Raw genomic sequence first — 18,655 nt, 5'->3', positions numbered from 1 at the left:
CTTCTCGAAGGATGTTCCACGTCCCGTTGAGAAGTTCAATCCCAGGAGGACGCCGAGGACGACTGCGTCCCGGCGTCAGGTGCCATGTTGACGAAATCGGACTGCCCCCCGAGCCTCGCGGCGCGATTCCAGCAGGGCGACGAGCAAGCGATCAGCGAGATGCACCGGCTCTTCGCCGACTCGATGTTCGTCACCGCGTTCAGCCTGGTCGGCGACCGCGATCTGGCCGGCGACGCCGTGCAGCAGGCCTTCATCCAGGCCTGGCGGGCGGCGGGGCGGTTCGACGCGAGCCGGGACCTCAAGCCGTGGCTGTATGCGATAACGCGCCGTACGGCGATAGACGTCTACCGCAGCACACGCCGGTCCATGGGCAATGTCCCGCTCGACCTGGTGCAGGAAGCCAGCATGTCCGTCGAGCCGCAGACCTTCGAAGTGGCCTGGCACGCCTGGCAGGTGCGCAAAGCACTCGACCAACTCGCGACGAGAGAACGCGAGGTGCTCCGCCTCACCTACTACGAGGACCTGACGCAGAGCGAGATCAGCCGTCATCTGCAGGTGCCCCTGGGGACGGTGAAGAGCCGGTCGGCACGCGCGCACAGGAAACTCGCCGCGCTGCTGGCCCACCTCACCGAAGACTCGGCCGGGAGCGCAACGCAGGAGAAGTGACCTGCCGCACCGGGACGCCACTCTCCCACTTCCGCGCACACGTACACGGGCACGTACACGGGCACGCCGCGTACTCGCGTACGCCACGGACACGGGTACGCCACGTGCCGCGAGTCCGTCGCATGGAGGCACGTCACGGACGCAGGCACGCAGAACCGGCCCGAGCCGGGGCGGCTCGGGCCGGTCGGGTGGCGTCGACCTCTATGCGGCAGCCTGCGCGGCCTGCGTCAGGACGGCTTCGAGAGAGGCGGAGTCGAGATAGGTGTCCTTGTGCTCGACCCGGCCGTCGGCGACGGTGACGACATCGACCCCGTCCAGGCTCGCCTGCTCCTTCGAGCCGGGAAGCGTCGCGGTCATGCGGTACTCGAAGGTGAAGCTGGAGGCGGCGGCGAAGAGCCGGACCTCGTGGAACGCAAGGTCCGGGGCCATGGCGAGGAGGCCCTCGAACGTCTTCCGCACCTCGTCCGCGCCTTCGCTCCGCGGCGTTCCGTTGTGGATGCAGAAGGTGGTCCCCGGAGCGTGCAGATCCATGATCGCGTCGACGTCACGGGTGGCCCACGCGGCCTGGTAGCGCCGGACGAGATCGGTGACGGCGGCTGTCGGGTCGGGCTCGTTCACTGCGGACATGGGCGGTTCCTCTCCGAAGAACATCAGAAGTCGGGGAAATTCGGGAATGAAGAAAGGGAATGCGGAGCGAGAAGGCAGCCGAGGGACCACCGGCCCGATCCATGGCCCGTGCGCGGTCGTGAGTGACCGGGTGTGGTCAGGGGTGTCGGCATCGGCCGGGATCCCGCCGGACCTCGCGCCCGCCCGCGCGGAGGTCGTTCGGGAATCGGCGGACAACCGTACTCGGCCATGTCGGCGAACTCCGGCCGTGGCAACGGACGTCCGCCGGTGAGCCGGACGCCGAACCGGAAGGACGGACGCCGAACCGTGGGCCGGAGGTCAGCCCGCGAGTGCCGCCTTCTCGGCGACGACGCGCTCGAGTTCCGACGAACGCGCCATGGACGGCTCGATCGCCACCCACAGCGGGTGGGAGTCGAAGTAGGCCTGGATGTAGGCGGCCTTGTCGCCGCGCAGGACGATCTTGTCGACGACCGGCCAGGACGTGGCCTGTCCGGCGACCGTCGCATGGACCGTCGAGTCGATGTAGAGGACGTCGCCGCGCGACGCCCAGTCGTTGGGGGTCAGATGGATGTCCGGGGCTCCGGCGAGGACGGTCGTCATGTAGTCCGCGACCTCGCTACGGGTGAGCGGCCTCGGCATGCCCGGGTGCAGCAGCGTCGCGTCCTCGTGGTAGAGCTCCGGGAATCGCTCGGCCTTGGGCCGGGCCCAGATCTCGGTGAAGTGCTCCAGAAATCGCTCGACATGAGTCGGCATGGGTACCTCCACAGGTTCGTCCGATGGTCCTGACGGCCTTGCGACCGACAGCCTGCACGTTACAGACAGGCTGTATGTGAGGTCAACGGAGAAGTCCGGATGCGGTGTGCGGATAAGGTGCCGACGATGAGCGCTCAACCGAAGAGCCGACGGGCCGAGGCGACCGAGGCGACCCGCGAGGCCCTGGTGGAGGCGGCGCGCGAACTGTTCGCGGGGCGCGGCTACAGCGCGGTTCCGACGGAGGAGATCGTGCGTCGCGCCCGGGTCAGCCGAGGCGCGCTGTATCACCACTTCACGGACAAACGCGACCTTTTCCGGGCCGTGTTCGAGCAGGTCGAGCTCGAACTCGTGGCGGTTTTCGGCGCGACTCTCAGCGGCGGCGATCTGTGGGCCGATCTGATGGCCTGCGTCGAGGCCTTCCTCGACGCCTGCGCCGGTGACGAGACCGTCCAGCGGATCGTCTTCCTGGAGGCGCCCGCCGTACTCGGCTGGTCGGAATGGCGCGAGCTGGACGCGAAGTATGGGCTCGGCGTCGTCACCGGAGCTCTCGACGCGCTGATGGAGCACGGGATCCTGGAGCGGCGACCGGTCAAGCCACTTGCCCATATGCTCCTCGGCGCGCTCAACGAGGGTGCCCTGCTCGTCGCCCACGCGAGCGACCCCGACGCGACCCGGGCCGAGGTCGCCGACACTTTCACGTACCTGCTCGAACGCCTCCGCGTACGGTCCGCCTGAACGTCCGTGCCGTGGCGCCCGGTTCACCTCGACCGGAAGCCACGGCACAGGGGACTGCCGGGGTACCGCACACCCCCGAGACCCCTACGGAGCCGGCGCGTACGTCAGTCGGCCACGCGCCCGTCGCCGCCCGCCTCCTCGGCATGTCCCCCGTCGTGCCCCTCGTCGATCCACTCGCGGATCCGGCGGGCGATCACTTCACCGTCCCGGACCCAGCGGAAGTGGGGCGAACCACCGCGATCGGGAAGCGCGCAGTGGTGGCGGTCCACCCGCGCGGACGGCAGCTTGCCGCACAGCCCGTCCACCGCGGCCGGCGGCGCCAGGTCGTCGCCCTCGATGGATATGGCCAGCACCGGGATGCGGACGCCGGGAAGCAGGCTCTCGTAGTCCACTCCGGCACCCGTCGGCTGCCACCTGCCCGTACGGGCGGTGCGTGCCCAGTCGCGGACGAGACGGGCCGACTGGCGTCCGCCGAAGCCGAGTTTGTCCCCCGGCCAGTAGCCCAGCACGGCGGCGATGAGCGAGATGAGCTGCGAACCCACCAGCACCCGCAGCCGTGCGAGCCCCGTGTAGCAGCGGTAGTGGACGGAGCCGGAGGCCACGAGCACCATGCCGTCGACGGACTCGGGCCGGCGCGCCAGATGCAGCAGGGACATCTGGCCGCCGAGGCTGTGCCCGAGGGCGTACAGCGGCGTGTTCTGCCCGAAGGCCTCCCGGGCGGCGGCGATCACCTGCGGCCAGTCCTGGGTGGCGACATCCTCGTACCCGTAGCGATGGCCGCGCCCCGCTTCCGGCACGCTGTCGCCCTGGCCCCTGAGGTCCACCGTGACGACACCGATGCCCTTGGAGGCGAGGTCGGCGCCGAACCCGTCGTAGTGCGATGCCTTCACGCCCATGGCGGGCCAGAGCACGATCACGGCAACCGGGGCCGTACGGGGGCGGGACACCCGAGCGGTGAGGGCGAATCCCTGGGTTCGGACGGTGATGAACTCGTCGATCTCGGGATGTGGGGTGGTCGTCACGTCTTTCCTCTCGACCGTGGTGTCAGGGGTATTCGTCCTCGGCACGGGAAGAGCCCGCCGATTGCGGCTCCGGCCCTTCCTATGCCGTGACGCGCCGGCAGTCCACGCTGGGGCGGGGTGGCGCTCGTCTCAAGGGAGTTGTCCGTGAGGCGTGCCACGCGCGCCGAACGCGCCCCGCTGCCGGGGTATCCGCCGCCCCCGGCCGGGGCGGCGGCCGAGGACAACGAATCCGGGTCCCGCGGGACTGCGGGAAACGCCGGCCTCATCAGGCGGAGGGAGCCCTCTCAAGGACCGGCGACATTGTCACCGGCAGCCCTGGGGAGGCCGTCGCACACTCCTGTACGGGCCGGCCGGCGGCATCGGTTCCCGGCGATCTCCGGCGGACGCCACCGCACGCGCGTCCGCCACCGCTCGCAAGTCCGCCGACGGACTCAGCCGTCCGCTTCGGCGTCGCGGCGGACAGCGTCCAGAGTGGCCTGCATTCCGGCCCGGTTGAGCTGCACCCTGGCGTCCGGGGAGGTTCCGGTGAAGATCACGCCCAGCGCATGCGCGAAGCGCGCCGAACGGCCCGTGCGGAGGTCCTTCCAGGACTCCGTCAGACGTGTGCCGTCGCCGTCGGCGGAGACGCGATAGCCCCATTCCGCAATGGGTACGCCGAAGGCGTCGACACGGAAGGCGAGGCTCCGGTCCTCCGTCCACTCCGTGACCCGGCAGCGGGTGAACCACACGAAGAAGCGCTTCCTGTTGAAGCCCAGGAAGACCGCACCCACGCGTGACGGGGCGCCGAAGGGAAGCACGCCCATGCACTCGGGGCTCCATCGCTTCATGTTCCGCACATCGGAGACGAGTCGGAAGACGCGTTCCGGATCGGCACGCACGTGCGTGCTCTCCTCGAGGTGCGTTGCTCGTTCCATGACCGACCTCCGGGTTGGGGTTCGACGGGTACTGGATATCGCCCGGGCCGCCGGAGTCGGTGCACGTGGCTCCGGACCGGGCTCCGGGTACGGAGATACCTCTCCTCCACGCCCATACGGCGGCGGCTCCGGTTTCGGTTCTCGTCCGGCCCGGGTGCGTACGGAGCGTCGGCGCAGCGTACAGGCGGTGCGGACCGGTCGCGCCACCGGCCCGGGTTCGAGCCGCTACGGGCCCGGCAGCCCCCGGCTCCGCGGGTTTCGGCTCAACAGACCGCGGCTCCACAGCCGGCCCGGTGGCTACCCGCCGCCGTCCTGGCTCCGTGCCGACGCGCCCTGCCCGTCCCCGGCGGACCGGGCCAGCACATGGGTGGACTCCACGGCCAGATCGAAGACGGCCGTGAGGTCGGCACCCCGCCAGCAGGAGCGCACGTCCTCGGCGCCGGACGGGCCCAGTCGTCGCCGGGACTCCTCCACCGACCGCTCGATCGCCGCGAGTTCGGGCCCGTAGACCCTTGGTGCGGCGGTGGAGGAGGTCATCGCCGCGTGGACGGCGACCGCCCGCTCGTCCTCGCCGCGGCCCGACAGCAGCGGGATGAGGTTGCGGATCGTGACCCACAGCTGGGTCCGGTTGCCGTGGTCGTGCCAGTGCCGCAGGGTGTGGCCGTAGAAGACGAAGCTCGCGGCCGTCGGGGCGTGACGGGCCCGGAGGGTCGCGAAGCTCGTCTTCGCGACGCCGGCGACGAACGTGGCTCCGATCCTGGAAGCGATGTCGTAGCTCCTGCGCAGTTCGGCGAGGGCCCGGTCCGGATCGTGGGGCATCACCGCCTCACCGGTGAAGTACGCCGCGTAGGCCGCCACCAGGGCCGAGGAACTCCGGTCCCGGCACCGCCGGCAGCATTCGATCCACTCCTCGGCGGCGGCCCTGTCCCCGGCGTAGCTGAGGCAGATGGCGGCGATGCCGGCCACCTCCACCTCGTTCACGGAGTCCCCGCCTCCGCCGGAGCGCACCGTCGGCCACATCTTCTCGCAGATCTCCACCGACTTGGCCGGGCGCTCGGTGAAGAGCAGGCAGTGCGCGAGGATCGTCAGGCCGGGCAGGGCGGAGCGCTCGGAGCCGGCGACGCGGATGGCCTCCTGAGCGCGCTGCTCGGCGAGTTCCAGCTCGCCGCGGCCCAGGGCGGCGAGGGCGGCCGAGCCGTAGATGTGGGGGTGGAGCGGCGGTTCGTCCGCACCCGTCTGCTCCAGCGCCTTCTCGGCCCAGCCGAGGATCTCGTAATCGGCGCGGATGAAGCCGTACCGCATGAGGGCGGACGAGAGTTCGAGCGCCAGCGGACGGTCGTGGCGCAAGGCCCAGTGCTGGGTGGCTCGGAGATCGCTCGCACCGGCGCTGAGCAGGGCGATCGACTGCTCTTCCTCGCGGCCGCCGGCGATCATCCCGGCCGCCTGGACGGCCCAGCTCACCGTGTGCCGGGCGTGCGCGCGGCGGAACCGGTCGAGCTCCCCGGCGGCGTCGCAGCGCTCCTCGGCGAAGCCGGCCACGGTGGCCAGGAGGCGGTGCCTGCGCCCGCCCTCCAGCGGGAGCGGCCGCCGCACCACGAGGGACTTGGCCACCAGGGAAGCGAGGGTGGGGGCCACGCGGTCGCGCGGCAGGTCGCCGCCCGTGCACACCTCTTCCGCCCATCCCACGGAGAACCACCCGGGGAAGGCGGCGAGCCGGCGCAGGAGGGCCTTCTCCTCGCCGGTGAGCAGGTCGTAGGACCACATCAGGAGTTCGCGGAGGTCCTGGTGGCGCGGGTGGGCGGTGCGGGTTCCCCCGGTCATACCGAGCGGGTTGACCCCGTGGACGACGGCTTCGAGCCCGAGCGAGGCGGCCGTCGCGGCGGCCAGTTCGATGGCGAGCGGCAGGCCGTCCATGCGGCGGCCGAGGAGATGGGCGCGATCCCAGGTGGCCGGATCGCGCAGATCGACCTCGAATCCCGCGGCGGACATCCGGTCGACCAGCAGGCGTACGGCTTCCGAACTGCCGTCGTCGGACGAGAGGGACAGGGGCGGGATCGCGATGACCTGTTCACCGTCGACGGCCAGGCGCTCGCGGCTCGTCGCCAGGAACCGCACTCCGGGGCAGGACTGGGCGATCCGCGTGATCGTCTCGGCGACACCGTCGACGACGTGCTCGCAGTTGTCGAGGATGAGCGTCAGATCGCGCCGGCGCAGGACGATCGTCAGGGCGTCGAGCGCTGTGCCGGTGGGCGGGTCCGGTACGCCCAGGGCGTCCAGACAGGCGTGGGGAACGAGCTCGGGGTCGCGGACCGAGGAGAGTTCAACCCACCGGAGCGCGCTGTCCTCCGCGAGTCGCGGCGCGGTCTCCATGGCGAGGCGGGTCTTCCCGACACCGCCCGGCCCGACGAGGGTCACCACGCGCCGGTGGGAGAGGACGTCGAGGACGCGCTGGATCTCGTCCTGGCGGCCCACGAAGGTGCTGAGCGATGTCGGCACGGCCGCGACGGGGTGGGACGGGGCCGGCGGGTGAGGCGAGTCCGCAGCAGTCGGAGCAGGCGCAGACGCCGGGGCCGACGCAGGGGGCGCGGCGGTCGTACGAGTGGGGTCCGCAGCGGAGTGCGGATTCGGGGCGCACGTCGAGGACAGGGTGGGCGGGCGGGTCGGGGGCTCGGGAACGGGCGCGATCTCGCCGCGCAGCAGCTGCACGTACAGGTGGCGGACACCGGCCGACGGCTCGGTCCCGTACTCCTCCGCGAGCTGCCGGCGCAGGTGCTGGTAGGCGGCCAGCGCGTCGCTGACCTGATCGGCGAGAGCCAGCGCCCGCATGCGCAACGCGTAGGCGCTCTCGCGCAGCGGGTGTGCGGCGATGACCGATTCGGCCTCCTCCGTGGCCCGGCTGTAGGCGCCGGTGCCCAGCAGCAGGCCGATCCGTTGCTCGGCGGCGGTGACCCGCATCTGCTCGAGCATGATCGCCTGGGGGCGGGCGAAGCTCTCCGCGAACTCGGCGAACGCCGGGCCCCGCCACAGCGCCTGAGCCTGCTCGAAACCGCCCAGGGCCGCGGGTACGTCGGTGGCCCGGGCGCGTCGCGCCTCGGCGACCAGCCGCTCGAACTTCAGGGAGTCGACCTCGTCGCCGTCTGCACGCAGAGCGTAACCGGCGCTCGATGTGGCCAGGGAGCAGCGCAGAGGACCGAGGGTCTTCCGGAGGCGGGATATGTGGTTCTGCAGAGCGGAATGCGGATGATCCGGGATGATCTCCTCGTCCCAGGCGCAGGCGATGAGGACGTCCGGCGTGACGATCTGCCCCGGGCTCAGTAGAAGGCGCGCCAGGATCGCCCGCTGCCGGCGGCTCTGCACGAGCAACGACTGACCGTCATGTTGGACGTCCAAGGTGCCCAGGACTCCGAAATGCGCCTTCATTCCGCCTCGTATACACCATGGTGGCGCGCCCTCCCAGGCAATTTCCCAGGTCGTCCCGAGAGTGCCGGGAACCGGCGCATACGCGGCCACGCTAGTGGCCTTGCACTCCCCCGTCACGCCCGAACGAACCGTCGGACGGTTCGCGGCCCGGTCCGCGCGCCCCGGCGGGGCGGCCCGCACGCCCGCACCCGCCGCACGGGCACTGCGGTGCGGCTCACGGGCGTACGGGCTCGCGGGCGTACGGGCTCGCGGGCGTACGGGCTCGCGGGGGAAGCGGGTACGTGGGGGTAGCGGGTACGTGGGTGGGCACGTCGGTGCCGAAGGAGGACACCGTGGCGGCGGTCCACGGACGGACGCATCCAGGAAGATCCACAAGCCGGGCCACGGACCCAACCCTCATCGGACGCCGGGCCAGGGGGAGTTGGCCAGGGAACCCCCGCAACTCGGCGTGAAATTACCCATTTACGCAGCCTGCACCCCCACCGGGCAACCTCGATCGGCATGTTCCACGGAAAAATGCCCGAACTGCTTTGCGGACTCAGCACGTTCGGTAACGTGTTCGTCACCCGCTGCCCCGTCGGCGGGCCACACCGCACGTGCCGGGAGGGGAGTCTTTGTCGTGCCCGGAATCGAGGAATGCCTGCTCAAGGCCATGGCCCTGCCGGGGGCACGCGGCGCCGCCGTGGCCGACTGCACGAGCGGGCTCGCGCTCGGCACGATCGGGGACTCCCCCAACGGCGACCACGAGGCCAGCGTCGCCGAGACGGCCGAACTCGCCCGCGTGGCCACCGATCAGCCCACCTTCGCCCCCGCGAGCGACGGGGGCCAGGCCGGCGGAAGAAGCACCCCTGTCGAGGACGTCATCGTCACCACCCGGTCCGGATACCACCTGCTGCGCTTCGTCGAGACCACCTTCGACTCCAGCGTGTTCATCCATGTGTGGCTCGACCGCGAGGAGGGCAATCTGGCCCTCGCCCGGATCGGGCTCGCCGGTCTCGCCGAACGGCTGGTGCTCGGGTGAGCGGCGTGGCCTTTCCCACCCTCGCCCGTCTCGCCTCCGAGCGCGCGACCGGTGCCCTCCTTCGCGACACCGGCACGCTCTACCTCATCGACGGCGAGATCGTGCACGCGGAGAGCCCCGTGGCTCCTGGCATAGACGTCCTCCTCACCACCGGCGGCCGGCTTCCCGCCGCGGGCTGGCAGGACGCCGTCGACCGTGCCGGCGCCCGCGGCCAGGTCGGCCGCTACCTCGTCGAGAGCGGTCAAGTCTCCTGCGGCGAGCTGGAGATATGCCACCGGGGCGCACTCTTCGACGCCGCGTTCTTCGCGCTGGCTGGCGCTACCGGCCCCGCGCGCTTCCGCCGCGGCGCCGCGCACTGGCTCGGCCCCGTCGTACCCGTCCCCGTCGATGCCGTCGCGCGGGAGACCCAGCGCCGCCGGGATCTCCTGGAGAGCCTGTGGCCCCGTCCGGAGGTCGACACCGCACCGGTCGTACGGCGTCCGGCCGCGCACATCCCGGCCCTCGTACCCCGCCAGCGCGCCCTGCTGGACCGCGCGGACGGCATGCGCACCCCCGCCGATATCGCCAGGCTCCTGGGCCGGCCGGCCTTCCACACCCTCATCGACGTCCGGCGACTGGCCGCCGCCGGCCACATCGAGACGCCCCGCACAGGGACCGCGCCCGAACAACCCCCGGTTCCCACCTGGGTGTCCGACATATCCGCCGACCCCGACACCGCACTGCTGCGCCGGATCCGTGATGCTCTGGAGGCTCGTCTGTGATCCCCCCGTCCGTCCATCTGGCCCCGGCCGCACCCTCATGAGGCGCGTGATGAAACAACGCGCCGGGAGAAGACAGATGATGGCCTCCAGCCCCGAAGTCCTGGACGAGCTCAAGGGTTTGCTCGCCCGCGTCCCCCATCTCACCGGAGCCCTCGCGGCCAGCGTCGACGGTCTCGTCCTCGCCGAGAGCACCGGTTCGGAGGCGGAGGCCGAAGGCACCGCCGCCCTCACCGCGGCAGCCCTCGGAGTCGCCCTGCGCCTCACCGACGCCACCGGCCGCGGGGACTTCCGCGAGCTGGTGATCCGGGGTGAGCAGGGCTACGTCGCCACATACGCCGCGGGCACCGGAGCGGTCCTCACCGTCCTGGCAGGGCCGCGCGCCAACGTGGGCCGGCTCCACCTGGAAGCCCGCCGGTCCAGCGCCCGTATCGGCGATGTCGTCGCCGGCGCACTCGAACGGCGGGAGACCACCTGACCTCGTAATGAAGCCCCACTGAATCCGACCCTCAACAAGCCCCTCCGCAACGGCGTGGGCCGGGCTCGACGTGCCCGGAACCGCGCGGACGATCCACCCACTGGAAGGAAGCACCACGATCATGGCCAACATTGAAGCCGCCCTCAAGGAAGCGATGACCAGCATCGAGGGCACCATCGGCGTCGCGCTCGTCGACTACGGCAGCGGCATGGCGCTCGGCACCGTCGGCGGCGGCAAGGAACTCGACCTCACCGTGGCCGCCGCGGGCAACACCGACGTGGTCCGCGCCAAGGTGCGCGCCATGGAGCTCCTCAACATCAAGGACTCCATCGAGGACATCCTCATCACCCTCGGCGGCCAGTACCACCTCATCCGGCTGCTCAAGGGGCGCGGCGGTGCCGGGCTCTTCATCTACCTGGCCCTCGACAAGACCCGGGCCAACCTGGCCATGGCGCGCCACCAGTTGAAGACGATAGAAGGCAGCCTGGAGGTCTGAAGGCGGACGGGCGCCCGCGGGGAACCGAGTGTTCCCCGCATCGGGCGCCGCGGACCCGGGCGCGCCTCCCGGCCGCGCGGAAGCGGTGGCTGATCCCCCGTCAGTGGCCGTGGGCCGATGGGGGTCCGGGGGCTGAGCGCATGGGGCGATCGGGTGATCGACCGCCTACGAGTCCCCGCCTGTGTCGATCCTCGGTGCGAGTGTGTGCCCATGCCCGCGGGATCCGCCGACACGGAGCCGTACGGGTGTGTGCCGTGCCCGCGGGCTCCGCGGGCGGAGCCGCGCGGGGTCTTCTGCGAAGCCACGGGCCGTTGTTCACTGAGAGTTTTGGTGCGCGGCATCCGGCACCGGTAGCAACGGGAGGCCGCCACCGACAACGGGGGCGGCCCGAGCGGCACTTGACGCAGAGAACCGTTCGCGCGAGACACGGGAGGCACGGCATGGAGCAGGAGTCCGGGAGCGGCATCGGACGGCGGTCCGTACTGCGGGGCGGGGCGTTGGCGTCGGCGGGGCTCGCGGTCCCGTCGGCCGGGCTGACGGTCCCGGCGGTGCTGTCGGCGTCCGGGCCGGCCGTCGCGCAGACACGGTCGGGACGGCCCGCGGCCCGGTGGGGCGTGCAGGTCGGGGATGTGACCACCTCGTCGGCGCTGGTATGGGTCCGGTCGGACCGCCCGGCCCGGATGATCGTGGAGACCTCGGCCACGGAGGCGTTCCGCACGGCGCGGCGGACCTACGGGCCGCTGATCGGCCCCGGCACCGACTTCACCGGAACGGCCGCGCTGCGTGGTCTGCCCCCGGGAGAGCAGGTGCACTACCGCGTGCTGCTCGCCGACCCGGACGACCCGCGGCGCACGAGCGAGCCGGTCCACGGCACGTTCCGTACGGCCCCGACGCGGCGGCGCCAGGGCGTACGGTTCGTGTGGTCGGGCGACCTCGCCGGGCAGGGGTGGGGCATCAACCCCGACCGCGGGGGCTATCCCGTCTTCGAGGAGATGCGGCGCAGGGACCCGGACTTCTTTCTCTTCAGCGGGGACACGATCTACGCCGACGGGCCGCTGACCGGGAGCGTGACGCTGCCGGACGGGCGTTTGTGGCGGAACGTCACCACGGAGGAGAAGGCGAAGGTCGCCGAGACGCTCGCCGAGTTCCGGGGCAATTTCCGCTACAACCTGCTGGATCAGAACCTGAGGCGGTTCAACGCCCAGGTCCCCGCCATCGTGCAGTGGGACGACCACGAGGTCCTCAACAACTGGTATCCCGGGGAAATCCTGGACGACGCCCGCTACACGGAGAAGTCGGTGGACGTCCTGGCGGCGCGGGCCAAGCGGGCGTTCTCCGAATATTTCCCGGTGCCGACGCTTCGCCCCGGCCGCACCGAGGGCCGGGTGCACCGGGTGGTGCGGCACGGCCCGCTGCTGGACGTCTTCGTGCTGGACATGCGGACGTACCGGAACCGGAACTCCCCGAACGGGCAGCCGGAGGACGACCGGGGCATCCTCGGCCGCGAGCAGCTCGCGTGGCTGAAGCGCGAGCTTGCGCGATCGCGGGCGGTGTGGAAGGTGATCGCCTCGGACATGCCGCTGGGGCTCGTCGTGCCCGACGGCGCAACGGACTTCGAGGCGGTGGCGAACGCCGATCCGGGCGCGCCGCTGGGCCGTGAGCTGCAGATCGCCGAACTGCTGCGGCACATCAAGCACCGCCGGATCACCGGCACGGTGTGGCTGACGGCCGATGTCCACTACACGTCGGCGCAGCACTACGACCCCGCGCGTGCGGCGTTCGGCGACTTCGCGCCGTTCTGGGAGTTCGTGTCGGGGCCGCTGAACGCCGGTGCGTTCCCGGCGACCGCACTGGACTCCACGTTCGGCCCCGAGCGGGTCTTCATGAAGGCCCCGCCGAGGGCGAACGTCTCCCCCGCCGAGGGCTACCAGTTCTACGGCGAGGTGGACATCGACGGGGAGAGCGGCGAGCTCACGGTCCGGCTGCGCGAGGAGGGAGGCGCGGTGCTGTTCACCCGGGTGCTCCAGCCCGGACGTGTCGGGAGTTGAGGACGGGGACCGGCTCTGCCGCAGATACGCACGCCGGGAGGTGACCGCCGTGTGAGCGGCCCCCGACCGCACGCACTACCGCGAGCCGCGGCGGCCGGACCGTACGAGAAGGGGTCCGGCCGCCTCTCCACGCTGCTCTCCGTCTGGCCGAAACAGGCCCGTGGGCTGGGTTGTTGAGGTGTGCTCCGGGCCCCGGCGGGCACGGAGGGATGCGGCTGATTTACCCGTCTTGCGACGGTGACGGCCGTACGGAATCGTCCCGGCTGCCGAGCCGGGCCCGCGGCTCCGCTCCACCGAGGCGGCCGCGGTGTCGGCCGCGCGCGCGTCCGCGCGCAGCTCGGGCAGCGCCACCGGGAGACCCCCGCGAGGGCGCCGGTCCGGGCCCTCCGTTAAATGGTCGAAAACAGACCGAAGATGATCATAGTCTCCCTTAACTCATCGGTCACAAAGCGTTTGTGATCACGCAACACCTGTCAGGGAGGGTGAATCCCATGACTCACATGTCCTCGTCGAAACACGCCCGCCGCCCGCACCACTGGCGGCGGGACCTCGTTGAACTCGCGGCCCTCTTCACGGCCGTGGCGGTCGCCGACGCGGCCGCCAACACGATCGTCCACGGTCCGGACGGGCCTGTGCTCCTCGGCGTCTCGGCCGCCGTCATGGCCGCCACGGCGGGCTTCCACACATGGTGGGCACGGCGCCACAGGCACGACGCACCGCCGGGCCCCACCCCCGATACCAGCCATACCGGCCACGGCGCCGCTCCCTCGCCGGCACCGGCCCGCTCCGCGACCGCGGGCCAGGACGCGAACGGGACGACGCTGTGGCGCCTCCGCACCACCGTCCGGGACGTGCCCGGCAGCCTCGCCGGGTTGTGCACGGTGCTCGCGCGCAGCCGGGTCGACATCCTGACCCTGCAGACCCACCCGCTCTCCGACGGCACGGTCGACGAATTCCTGCTGCGCGCCCCGGCCGCGCTGACGGCCGCCGATCTGAGCAGGACCATCGCCGCCGCCGGCGGCCGCGGCACCTGGGTCGAGCGCGCCGACGCCCACGATCTGGTCGACACCCCGACCCGGGTGCTGAACCTCGCCACCCGGACCGCCCTCGATGCAGCCGAACTCCCCCTGGCCCTGCGGCAGTTGCTCGGCCGCTGCACGATCCACTCGCTCCCCGCGACCTCCCTCGGCGGACGGCCCCTGGCCGAGTCGGTCCCGGAGGAAGGCGTCCTGGAGGACACCGTGATCCGGCTACCCGACCCTTCCGGCGGGGTCATCACGGTCGAGCGGCCGTATCTGCCGTTCACCCCGACCGAGTTCGCGCGCGCCCGCGCCCTGGTGGAGCTGGACTCCCGGCTCGGGCCGCGGGTGCCGGGCAGCCGAGACGTGTTCACCCTCCCCGAGGGCAACGAGATCACCGTACGGCGGGCCGACACCGACGACCTCGACGCCGCCCGCGCGATGCACGAGCGCTGCTCCGCACACACCCTCGGCCTGCGCTACCACGGCCCGGTCCACGACGCCGACCGCTACCTCGGCCACCTGCTCAGCCCCCGCTACGGCCGTACGCTCGCCGTGCAGACTCCCTCCGGCCGGCTCGTCGCCCTCGGGCACCTGCTCTGGGACGGCGACGAGACCGAGGTGGCGCTGCTCGTCGAGGACGACTGGCAGCGCCGCGGTATCGGCGCGGAACTGCTGCGCCGCCTCGTCGCGATGGCCGTGGAGGCGGGCTGCGACAGCGTGTACGCCGTCACCCAGGCGTCGAACACCGGGATGGTCGCCGCCATGCGCGGCCTCGGCCTGCCGCTGGACTACCAGGTCGAGGAGGGCACCCTCGTCGTCACCGCCCGGCTGGCGCCGACACCCGTCGTGACCCATGGGCCGCATGGCCCGAGGGAACAGAAGAGGGAAGAGCAGGGGTCGTACGGGGCGGCGTAGCCCCGGTCGGCAACGCGCCTCCCACCCCGGCCTCGGCGCCCTCCCCGTCCTCGCGGAGAGCGGGCGGGGCGCCGAGCGCGCCGTCGAGATCGCGCCACAGATCCTCGACGTCCTCAAGACCCACCGACATCCGGAGCAGCCGGTCGCTCACCCCGGACGAGTGGCGGTCGCCCTCGTCCACGATGCGGTGGCTGATGGAAGCGGGGTGCTGGATGAGTGAGTCGACACTGCCGAGGCTGACCGCCGGGGTGATCAGCCGCACTCCGGCGATCACCTCGTGCGGGTCCCCGTGCACCTCGAAGGCGACCATCGCGCCGCCCAGCTTCGGGTAGTGGACGCGGGCGATCCGCGGGTCGTCCGCCAGCCGCTCGGCGAGGCGCGCGGCGGACTCGGACTGGGCCCGTACGCGGACGGGCAGCGTGGACAGACCGCGGAGCAGCATGTAGCCGGCGAGCGGGTGCAGGACGCCGCCGGTGGCGAACCGCACCTGCCGGAGCTGCCGGGCGAACGCCTCGTCGCAGGCGACGATTCCGCCGAGCACGTCGCCGTGCCCGCCCAGGTACTTCGTCGCGCTGTGCAGCACGATGCGCGCACCCTGTTCGGCGGGGCGCTGGAGTACGGGTGTGGCGAAGGTGTTGTCGGCCAGCAGCGGTACTTCGCCGCAGCCATCGGCGATGGCCCGCAGATCGAGCTCGGCGAGTGTCGGATTGGCCGGGGACTCGACCATGACCAGCCCGGTGTCGGGGCGGATCGCGTCGGCCACCCTCCCCCTGACTACGTCGGGGGCGCCTCCACCCGGGTCCACCCAGGTGACCTCGGTACCGAGCACTCCGGCGGTGAGCAGATGGTCGCTGCAGCCGTAGAGCGGACGGACGGCGACGACATGGCGCAGGCCCATGGCCGACCGCGCGAGCAGGCAGGCGGTCAGGGCGGCCATTCCGCTGGCGAAGGCGACCGCGCTCTCGGTGCCCTCGAGACGGGCGAGGGCCGTCTCGAAGCGGGCCGTCGTCGGGTTGTCGAGCCGTGCGTAGACGGGCGGCCCGTCGAGGCGGGCGCCGGTCGCAGCGAACGCGTCGATGCGTTCGGCCTCCGCCCTGCTGTCGCGCGAGGGGTAGGTGGTGGACAGGTCCAGGGGCGGAGCGTGCAGGCCCAGATCGGCGAGGTCTTCGCGTCCGGCGTGCACGGCCTCGGTGGCGAGCGAGTGGGTGGGCTCGATGGCTGTCGTGTCCATGGGTCGATGCTGAACACTCGACGGGTCTCAGCGGGAATGGCCCGTGTTATGTTCGGCCCATGGCCGATTCCGTACCTCTGGATCCGGTCGATCTGCAGATTCTGCGGCTTCTGCAGAACGACGCCCGGACCACGTACCGCGACCTCGCGGCAGAAGTCGGAGTCGCTCCCTCGACCTGTCTGGACCGGGTGGCACGTCTGCGGCGCGCCGGGGTGATCCTCGGCCACGAGCTGCGCCTGGACCCGGCGAAGCTGGGGCGTGGCCTGGAAGCCCTGCTGCTGGTGCAGGTGCGGCCGCACCGCCGTGAGCTCATCGGCCCGTTCGTGGAGCGGATCCGTGGGCTGGCGGAGTCGCGGGCGCTGTTCCATCTCACCGGCCCGGACGACTATCTGGTCCATGTCGCGGTGACCGACACCGCCGATCTGCAGCGCCTGGTGCTCGACGAGTTCACCTCGCGGCGGGAGGTCGCCCGTGTCGAGACGCGGCTCATCTTCCAGCAGTGGGAGTGCGGGCCGCTGCTGCCACCGGGGCCGGACACGTAACGGCGTCCAGCGACAGACCCGTAGCAGCGTCCTCAAGACGGACGCGTCACTGCTTTCGCGCGGCGGACCCCTGGGGTTTGCGCGTCGGGCGAAACCGCAACGCGGCAGGTGGTGGTGACGCGACGCCCGGTCACGTACGAGGATGAACCCATGTCCGACAACATCAGCAGCCCGCTGCCCCGCCAGGTCGCCGACGCATATGTGGACGCGCTCATCGACCTCGACCCGATCACCGGCACCTACCTGGGCGACGCCGAGAGTTCGACCCGGCTTCCGGACTTCTCCCCAGCCGGCCAGGAGGCCCTTGCCGCTCTGGCGCGTACGACACTGGACCGGCTGACCGAGGCGGAGGCCGGACCGGGCGGCGACAGCGACGCCGAGCGGCGCTGCGCCCGGCTGCTGCGCGAGCGGCTCACCGCGGAACTCGCCGTGCACGAGGCCCATGAGGGCCTGCGGGCCGTGAGCAACATCCACTCCCCCGTGCACTCGATCCGTACGGTCCTCACGGTGACGCCGACGGAGACGACGGAGCACTGGGCCGCCGTCGCCGAGCGGCTGCGCGCCATCCCCGCCGCCCTGGAGGGCTACCGCACCGCGCTGGCCGAAGGCCTGGAGCGGAAGCTGCCCGCCGGACCGCGCCAAGTCGAGACTTTCATCGGCCAGTTGGACGAGTGGGTGGGCAAGGACCGTAGCTGGTTCGCGGAGTTCACCTCGACCGGGCCGAAGGAGCTGCGGACCGAACTCGACACGGCGGCGGCCGTCGCGACCGCCGCGTTCGAGGATCTGCGCACCTGGCTGCACGACACGTACGCCCCGGCCGTCCAGGGCGCCCCGGACGTCGTGGGCCGCGAGCGCTACGCCCGCTGGTCCCGCTTCTGGAACGGCACGGACCTGGACCTGGACGAGGCATACGCCTACGGGTGGTCGGAGTACCACCGGCTGATGGCGGAGATGCGCACGGAGGCCGAGAAGATCCTCCCCGGCGCGGCCACCCCCTGGGAGGCCATCAAGCACCTGGACGAGCACGGCAAGCACATCGAGGGCGTCGAGGAGGTGCGGGTCTGGCTGCAGGGGCTGATGGACGAGGCGATCGAGTCGCTGGACGGCACGCACTTCGAACTCGCCGAGCGCGTCAGGAGGGTGGAGTCGCGCATCGCCCCGCCGGGCGGCGCGGCGGCTCCGTATTACACGGCGCCGACCGTGGACTTCTCCCGGCCGGGCATCACCTGGCTGCCGACGATGGGTGAGACCCGCTTCCCGGTCTACGACCTGGTCTCGACCTGGTATCACGAGGGCGTGCCCGGACACCATCTGCAGCTCGCGCAGTGGGTGCACGTGGCCGAGCGCCTGTCGCGCTACCAGGCGACCGTCGGCGGGGTGAGCGCGAACGCCGAGGGCTGGGCCCTTTACGCGGAGCGGCTCATGGACGAACTGGGCTTCCTCACCGACGCGGAACGGCGGCTCGGCTACCTCGACGCGCAGATGATGCGCTCGACGCGGGTGATCGTCGACATCGGCATGCACCTGGAACTGGAGATCCCCGCGGACTCGCCGTACCACCCGGGTGAGCGCTGGACGCCCGAGCTGGCGCGGGAGTTCTTCGGAATGCACAGCGGCCGGCCGGACGACTTCGTCGACAGCGAGCTGATCCGCTACCTGGGCATGCCGGGGCAGGCCATCGGCTACAAACTGGGCGAGCGCGCCTGGTTGAAGGGGCGGGAGGCGGCGCGTGCGGCGCACGGCGACTCCTTCGACCTGAAGACGTGGCACATGGCGGCGCTGTCGCTGGGCTCGCTGGGCCTGGACGACCTGGTGGAGGAGCTTTCCCGGCTCTGATGCGCCGAGTTCCGCTCCCGGCGCCTCGGGGCCGGACAGTCGTGGGGGGCGGGGGGGGGGGGGCGGGGCCCCCCCCCCCCCCGCCCCCCGGGGGGGGGGGGGCGGGCGGGGGGGGGGGGGGGTGGGGGAGGGGCGTATGAGAGGGGGTGGGGGGGGCGGGGGCGGAGGGAT

General features: G+C 71.7%; 16 protein-coding genes. 10 read left to right on the top strand and 6 right to left on the bottom strand.

Features of this window, described 5'->3' with window-relative positions:
* Positions 1-84: 84 nt before the first annotated feature.
* On the top strand, positions 85-666 hold the full coding sequence (locus tag ACGFNH_RS25995) for an RNA polymerase sigma factor (protein WP_393657624.1): 582 nt from the start codon (positions 85-87) through the stop codon (positions 664-666).
* Positions 667-867: 201 nt separating this feature from the next.
* Here ACGFNH_RS25995 and ACGFNH_RS25990 read toward each other — a convergent pair whose 3' ends face one another.
* Together ACGFNH_RS25990 and ACGFNH_RS25985 are read right to left on the bottom strand one after the other, a co-directional pair.
* Positions 868-1,293 (bottom strand): nuclear transport factor 2 family protein, encoded by a 426-nt coding sequence (locus ACGFNH_RS25990; protein WP_393657622.1) that lies wholly within the window; start codon positions 1,291-1,293, stop codon positions 868-870.
* Positions 1,294-1,611: 318 nt separating this feature from the next.
* A complete protein-coding gene (locus ACGFNH_RS25985) occupies positions 1,612-2,046 on the bottom strand; it encodes a nuclear transport factor 2 family protein (RefSeq protein ID WP_393657620.1) in 435 nt (144 codons plus the stop codon).
* A gap of 126 nt (positions 2,047-2,172) precedes the next feature.
* Between ACGFNH_RS25985 and ACGFNH_RS25980 the strand changes: the two genes are divergently transcribed.
* Complete coding sequence (locus ACGFNH_RS25980) at positions 2,173-2,781, top strand: TetR/AcrR family transcriptional regulator (RefSeq protein WP_393657618.1); 609 nt, start codon at positions 2,173-2,175, stop codon at positions 2,779-2,781.
* Between the two features lie 104 nt (positions 2,782-2,885).
* Here ACGFNH_RS25980 and ACGFNH_RS25975 read toward each other — a convergent pair whose 3' ends face one another.
* The 3 genes from ACGFNH_RS25975 to ACGFNH_RS25965 form a co-directional block, all read right to left on the bottom strand.
* Entirely contained in the window at positions 2,886-3,803 is a 918-nt protein-coding gene (locus ACGFNH_RS25975) for an alpha/beta fold hydrolase (protein WP_393657616.1), read from the bottom strand.
* A gap of 431 nt (positions 3,804-4,234) precedes the next feature.
* The gene (locus ACGFNH_RS25970) at positions 4,235-4,717 is read right to left on the bottom strand and encodes an SRPBCC family protein (RefSeq protein ID WP_393657614.1); all 483 of its coding nucleotides are present in this window, start codon (positions 4,715-4,717) and stop codon (positions 4,235-4,237) included.
* A 297-nt stretch (positions 4,718-5,014) separates the two neighbouring features.
* Entirely contained in the window at positions 5,015-8,137 is a 3,123-nt protein-coding gene (locus ACGFNH_RS25965) for a BTAD domain-containing putative transcriptional regulator (RefSeq protein WP_393657612.1), read from the bottom strand.
* 619 nt (positions 8,138-8,756) lie between these two features.
* Between ACGFNH_RS25965 and ACGFNH_RS25960 the strand changes: the two genes are divergently transcribed.
* The 6 genes from ACGFNH_RS25960 (at position 8,757) to ACGFNH_RS25935 (ending at position 14,875) form a co-directional block, all read left to right on the top strand.
* Entirely contained in the window at positions 8,757-9,158 is a 402-nt protein-coding gene (locus tag ACGFNH_RS25960; protein WP_393657610.1) for a hypothetical protein, read from the top strand.
* Positions 9,155-9,919 carry a transcriptional regulator gene (locus ACGFNH_RS25955; protein ID WP_393657609.1) on the top strand — a complete coding sequence of 255 codons (765 nt, stop codon included), beginning with the start codon at positions 9,155-9,157 and terminating at the stop codon, positions 9,917-9,919. The genes ACGFNH_RS25960 and ACGFNH_RS25955 overlap by 4 nt, the downstream gene beginning before the upstream one ends.
* 37 nt (positions 9,920-9,956) lie before the next feature.
* Positions 9,957-10,394 carry a roadblock/LC7 domain-containing protein gene (locus ACGFNH_RS25950; protein ID WP_393657607.1) on the top strand — a complete coding sequence of 146 codons (438 nt, stop codon included), beginning with the start codon at positions 9,957-9,959 and terminating at the stop codon, positions 10,392-10,394.
* A gap of 121 nt (positions 10,395-10,515) precedes the next feature.
* Positions 10,516-10,890: a hypothetical protein gene (locus ACGFNH_RS25945; RefSeq protein ID WP_393657605.1), complete on the top strand. Its 375-nt coding sequence runs from the start codon at positions 10,516-10,518 to the stop codon at positions 10,888-10,890.
* Positions 10,891-11,330: 440 nt separating this feature from the next.
* Positions 11,331-12,938, top strand: coding sequence for an alkaline phosphatase D family protein (locus ACGFNH_RS25940; protein WP_393657603.1), 1,608 nt, complete (start codon positions 11,331-11,333; stop codon positions 12,936-12,938).
* A 500-nt stretch (positions 12,939-13,438) separates the two neighbouring features.
* Positions 13,439-14,875, top strand: coding sequence for a GNAT family N-acetyltransferase (locus ACGFNH_RS25935; RefSeq protein WP_393657601.1), 1,437 nt, complete (start codon positions 13,439-13,441; stop codon positions 14,873-14,875).
* Here ACGFNH_RS25935 and ACGFNH_RS25930 read toward each other — a convergent pair.
* Complete coding sequence (locus tag ACGFNH_RS25930; protein ID WP_393657599.1) at positions 14,778-16,106, bottom strand: trans-sulfuration enzyme family protein; 1,329 nt, start codon at positions 16,104-16,106, stop codon at positions 14,778-14,780. The genes ACGFNH_RS25935 and ACGFNH_RS25930 overlap by 98 nt on opposite strands.
* A 59-nt stretch (positions 16,107-16,165) precedes the next feature.
* Between ACGFNH_RS25930 and ACGFNH_RS25925 the strand changes: the two genes are divergently transcribed.
* Positions 16,166-16,648, top strand: a complete 483-nt coding sequence (locus ACGFNH_RS25925; RefSeq protein ID WP_393657597.1) for an Lrp/AsnC family transcriptional regulator — start codon at positions 16,166-16,168, stop codon at positions 16,646-16,648.
* Positions 16,649-16,798: 150 nt separating this feature from the next.
* Positions 16,799-18,484: a DUF885 domain-containing protein gene (locus ACGFNH_RS25920; protein ID WP_393657595.1), complete on the top strand. Its 1,686-nt coding sequence runs from the start codon at positions 16,799-16,801 to the stop codon at positions 18,482-18,484.
* Positions 18,485-18,655 lie beyond the last annotated feature (171 nt).

It is taken from the genome of Streptomyces sp. NPDC048639, assembly GCF_043199075.1.
GTDB lineage: Bacteria > Actinomycetota > Actinomycetes > Streptomycetales > Streptomycetaceae > Streptomyces.
The sequence above is the reverse complement of the archived record's forward strand: the minus strand, read 5'-3'. Positions and strand labels throughout refer to the sequence as shown.

Coding starts and splice junctions, on each gene's coding strand:
- ACGFNH_RS25995 (WP_393657624.1), top strand. CDS start 85: ATGTTGACGAAATCGGACTGCCCCCCGAGCCTCGCGGCGCGATTCCAG.
- ACGFNH_RS25990 (WP_393657622.1), bottom strand. CDS start 1,293: ATGTCCGCAGTGAACGAGCCCGACCCGACAGCCGCCGTCACCGATCTC.
- ACGFNH_RS25985 (WP_393657620.1), bottom strand. CDS start 2,046: ATGCCGACTCATGTCGAGCGATTTCTGGAGCACTTCACCGAGATCTGG.
- ACGFNH_RS25980 (WP_393657618.1), top strand. CDS start 2,173: ATGAGCGCTCAACCGAAGAGCCGACGGGCCGAGGCGACCGAGGCGACC.
- ACGFNH_RS25970 (WP_393657614.1), bottom strand. CDS start 4,717: ATGGAACGAGCAACGCACCTCGAGGAGAGCACGCACGTGCGTGCCGAT.
- ACGFNH_RS25965 (WP_393657612.1), bottom strand. CDS start 8,137: ATGAAGGCGCATTTCGGAGTCCTGGGCACCTTGGACGTCCAACATGAC.
- ACGFNH_RS25950 (WP_393657607.1), top strand. CDS start 9,957: ATGAGGCGCGTGATGAAACAACGCGCCGGGAGAAGACAGATGATGGCC.
- ACGFNH_RS25945 (WP_393657605.1), top strand. CDS start 10,516: ATGGCCAACATTGAAGCCGCCCTCAAGGAAGCGATGACCAGCATCGAG.
- ACGFNH_RS25940 (WP_393657603.1), top strand. CDS start 11,331: ATGGAGCAGGAGTCCGGGAGCGGCATCGGACGGCGGTCCGTACTGCGG.
- ACGFNH_RS25935 (WP_393657601.1), top strand. CDS start 13,439: ATGTCCTCGTCGAAACACGCCCGCCGCCCGCACCACTGGCGGCGGGAC.
- ACGFNH_RS25930 (WP_393657599.1), bottom strand. CDS start 16,106: ATGGACACGACAGCCATCGAGCCCACCCACTCGCTCGCCACCGAGGCC.
- ACGFNH_RS25925 (WP_393657597.1), top strand. CDS start 16,166: ATGGCCGATTCCGTACCTCTGGATCCGGTCGATCTGCAGATTCTGCGG.
- ACGFNH_RS25920 (WP_393657595.1), top strand. CDS start 16,799: ATGTCCGACAACATCAGCAGCCCGCTGCCCCGCCAGGTCGCCGACGCA.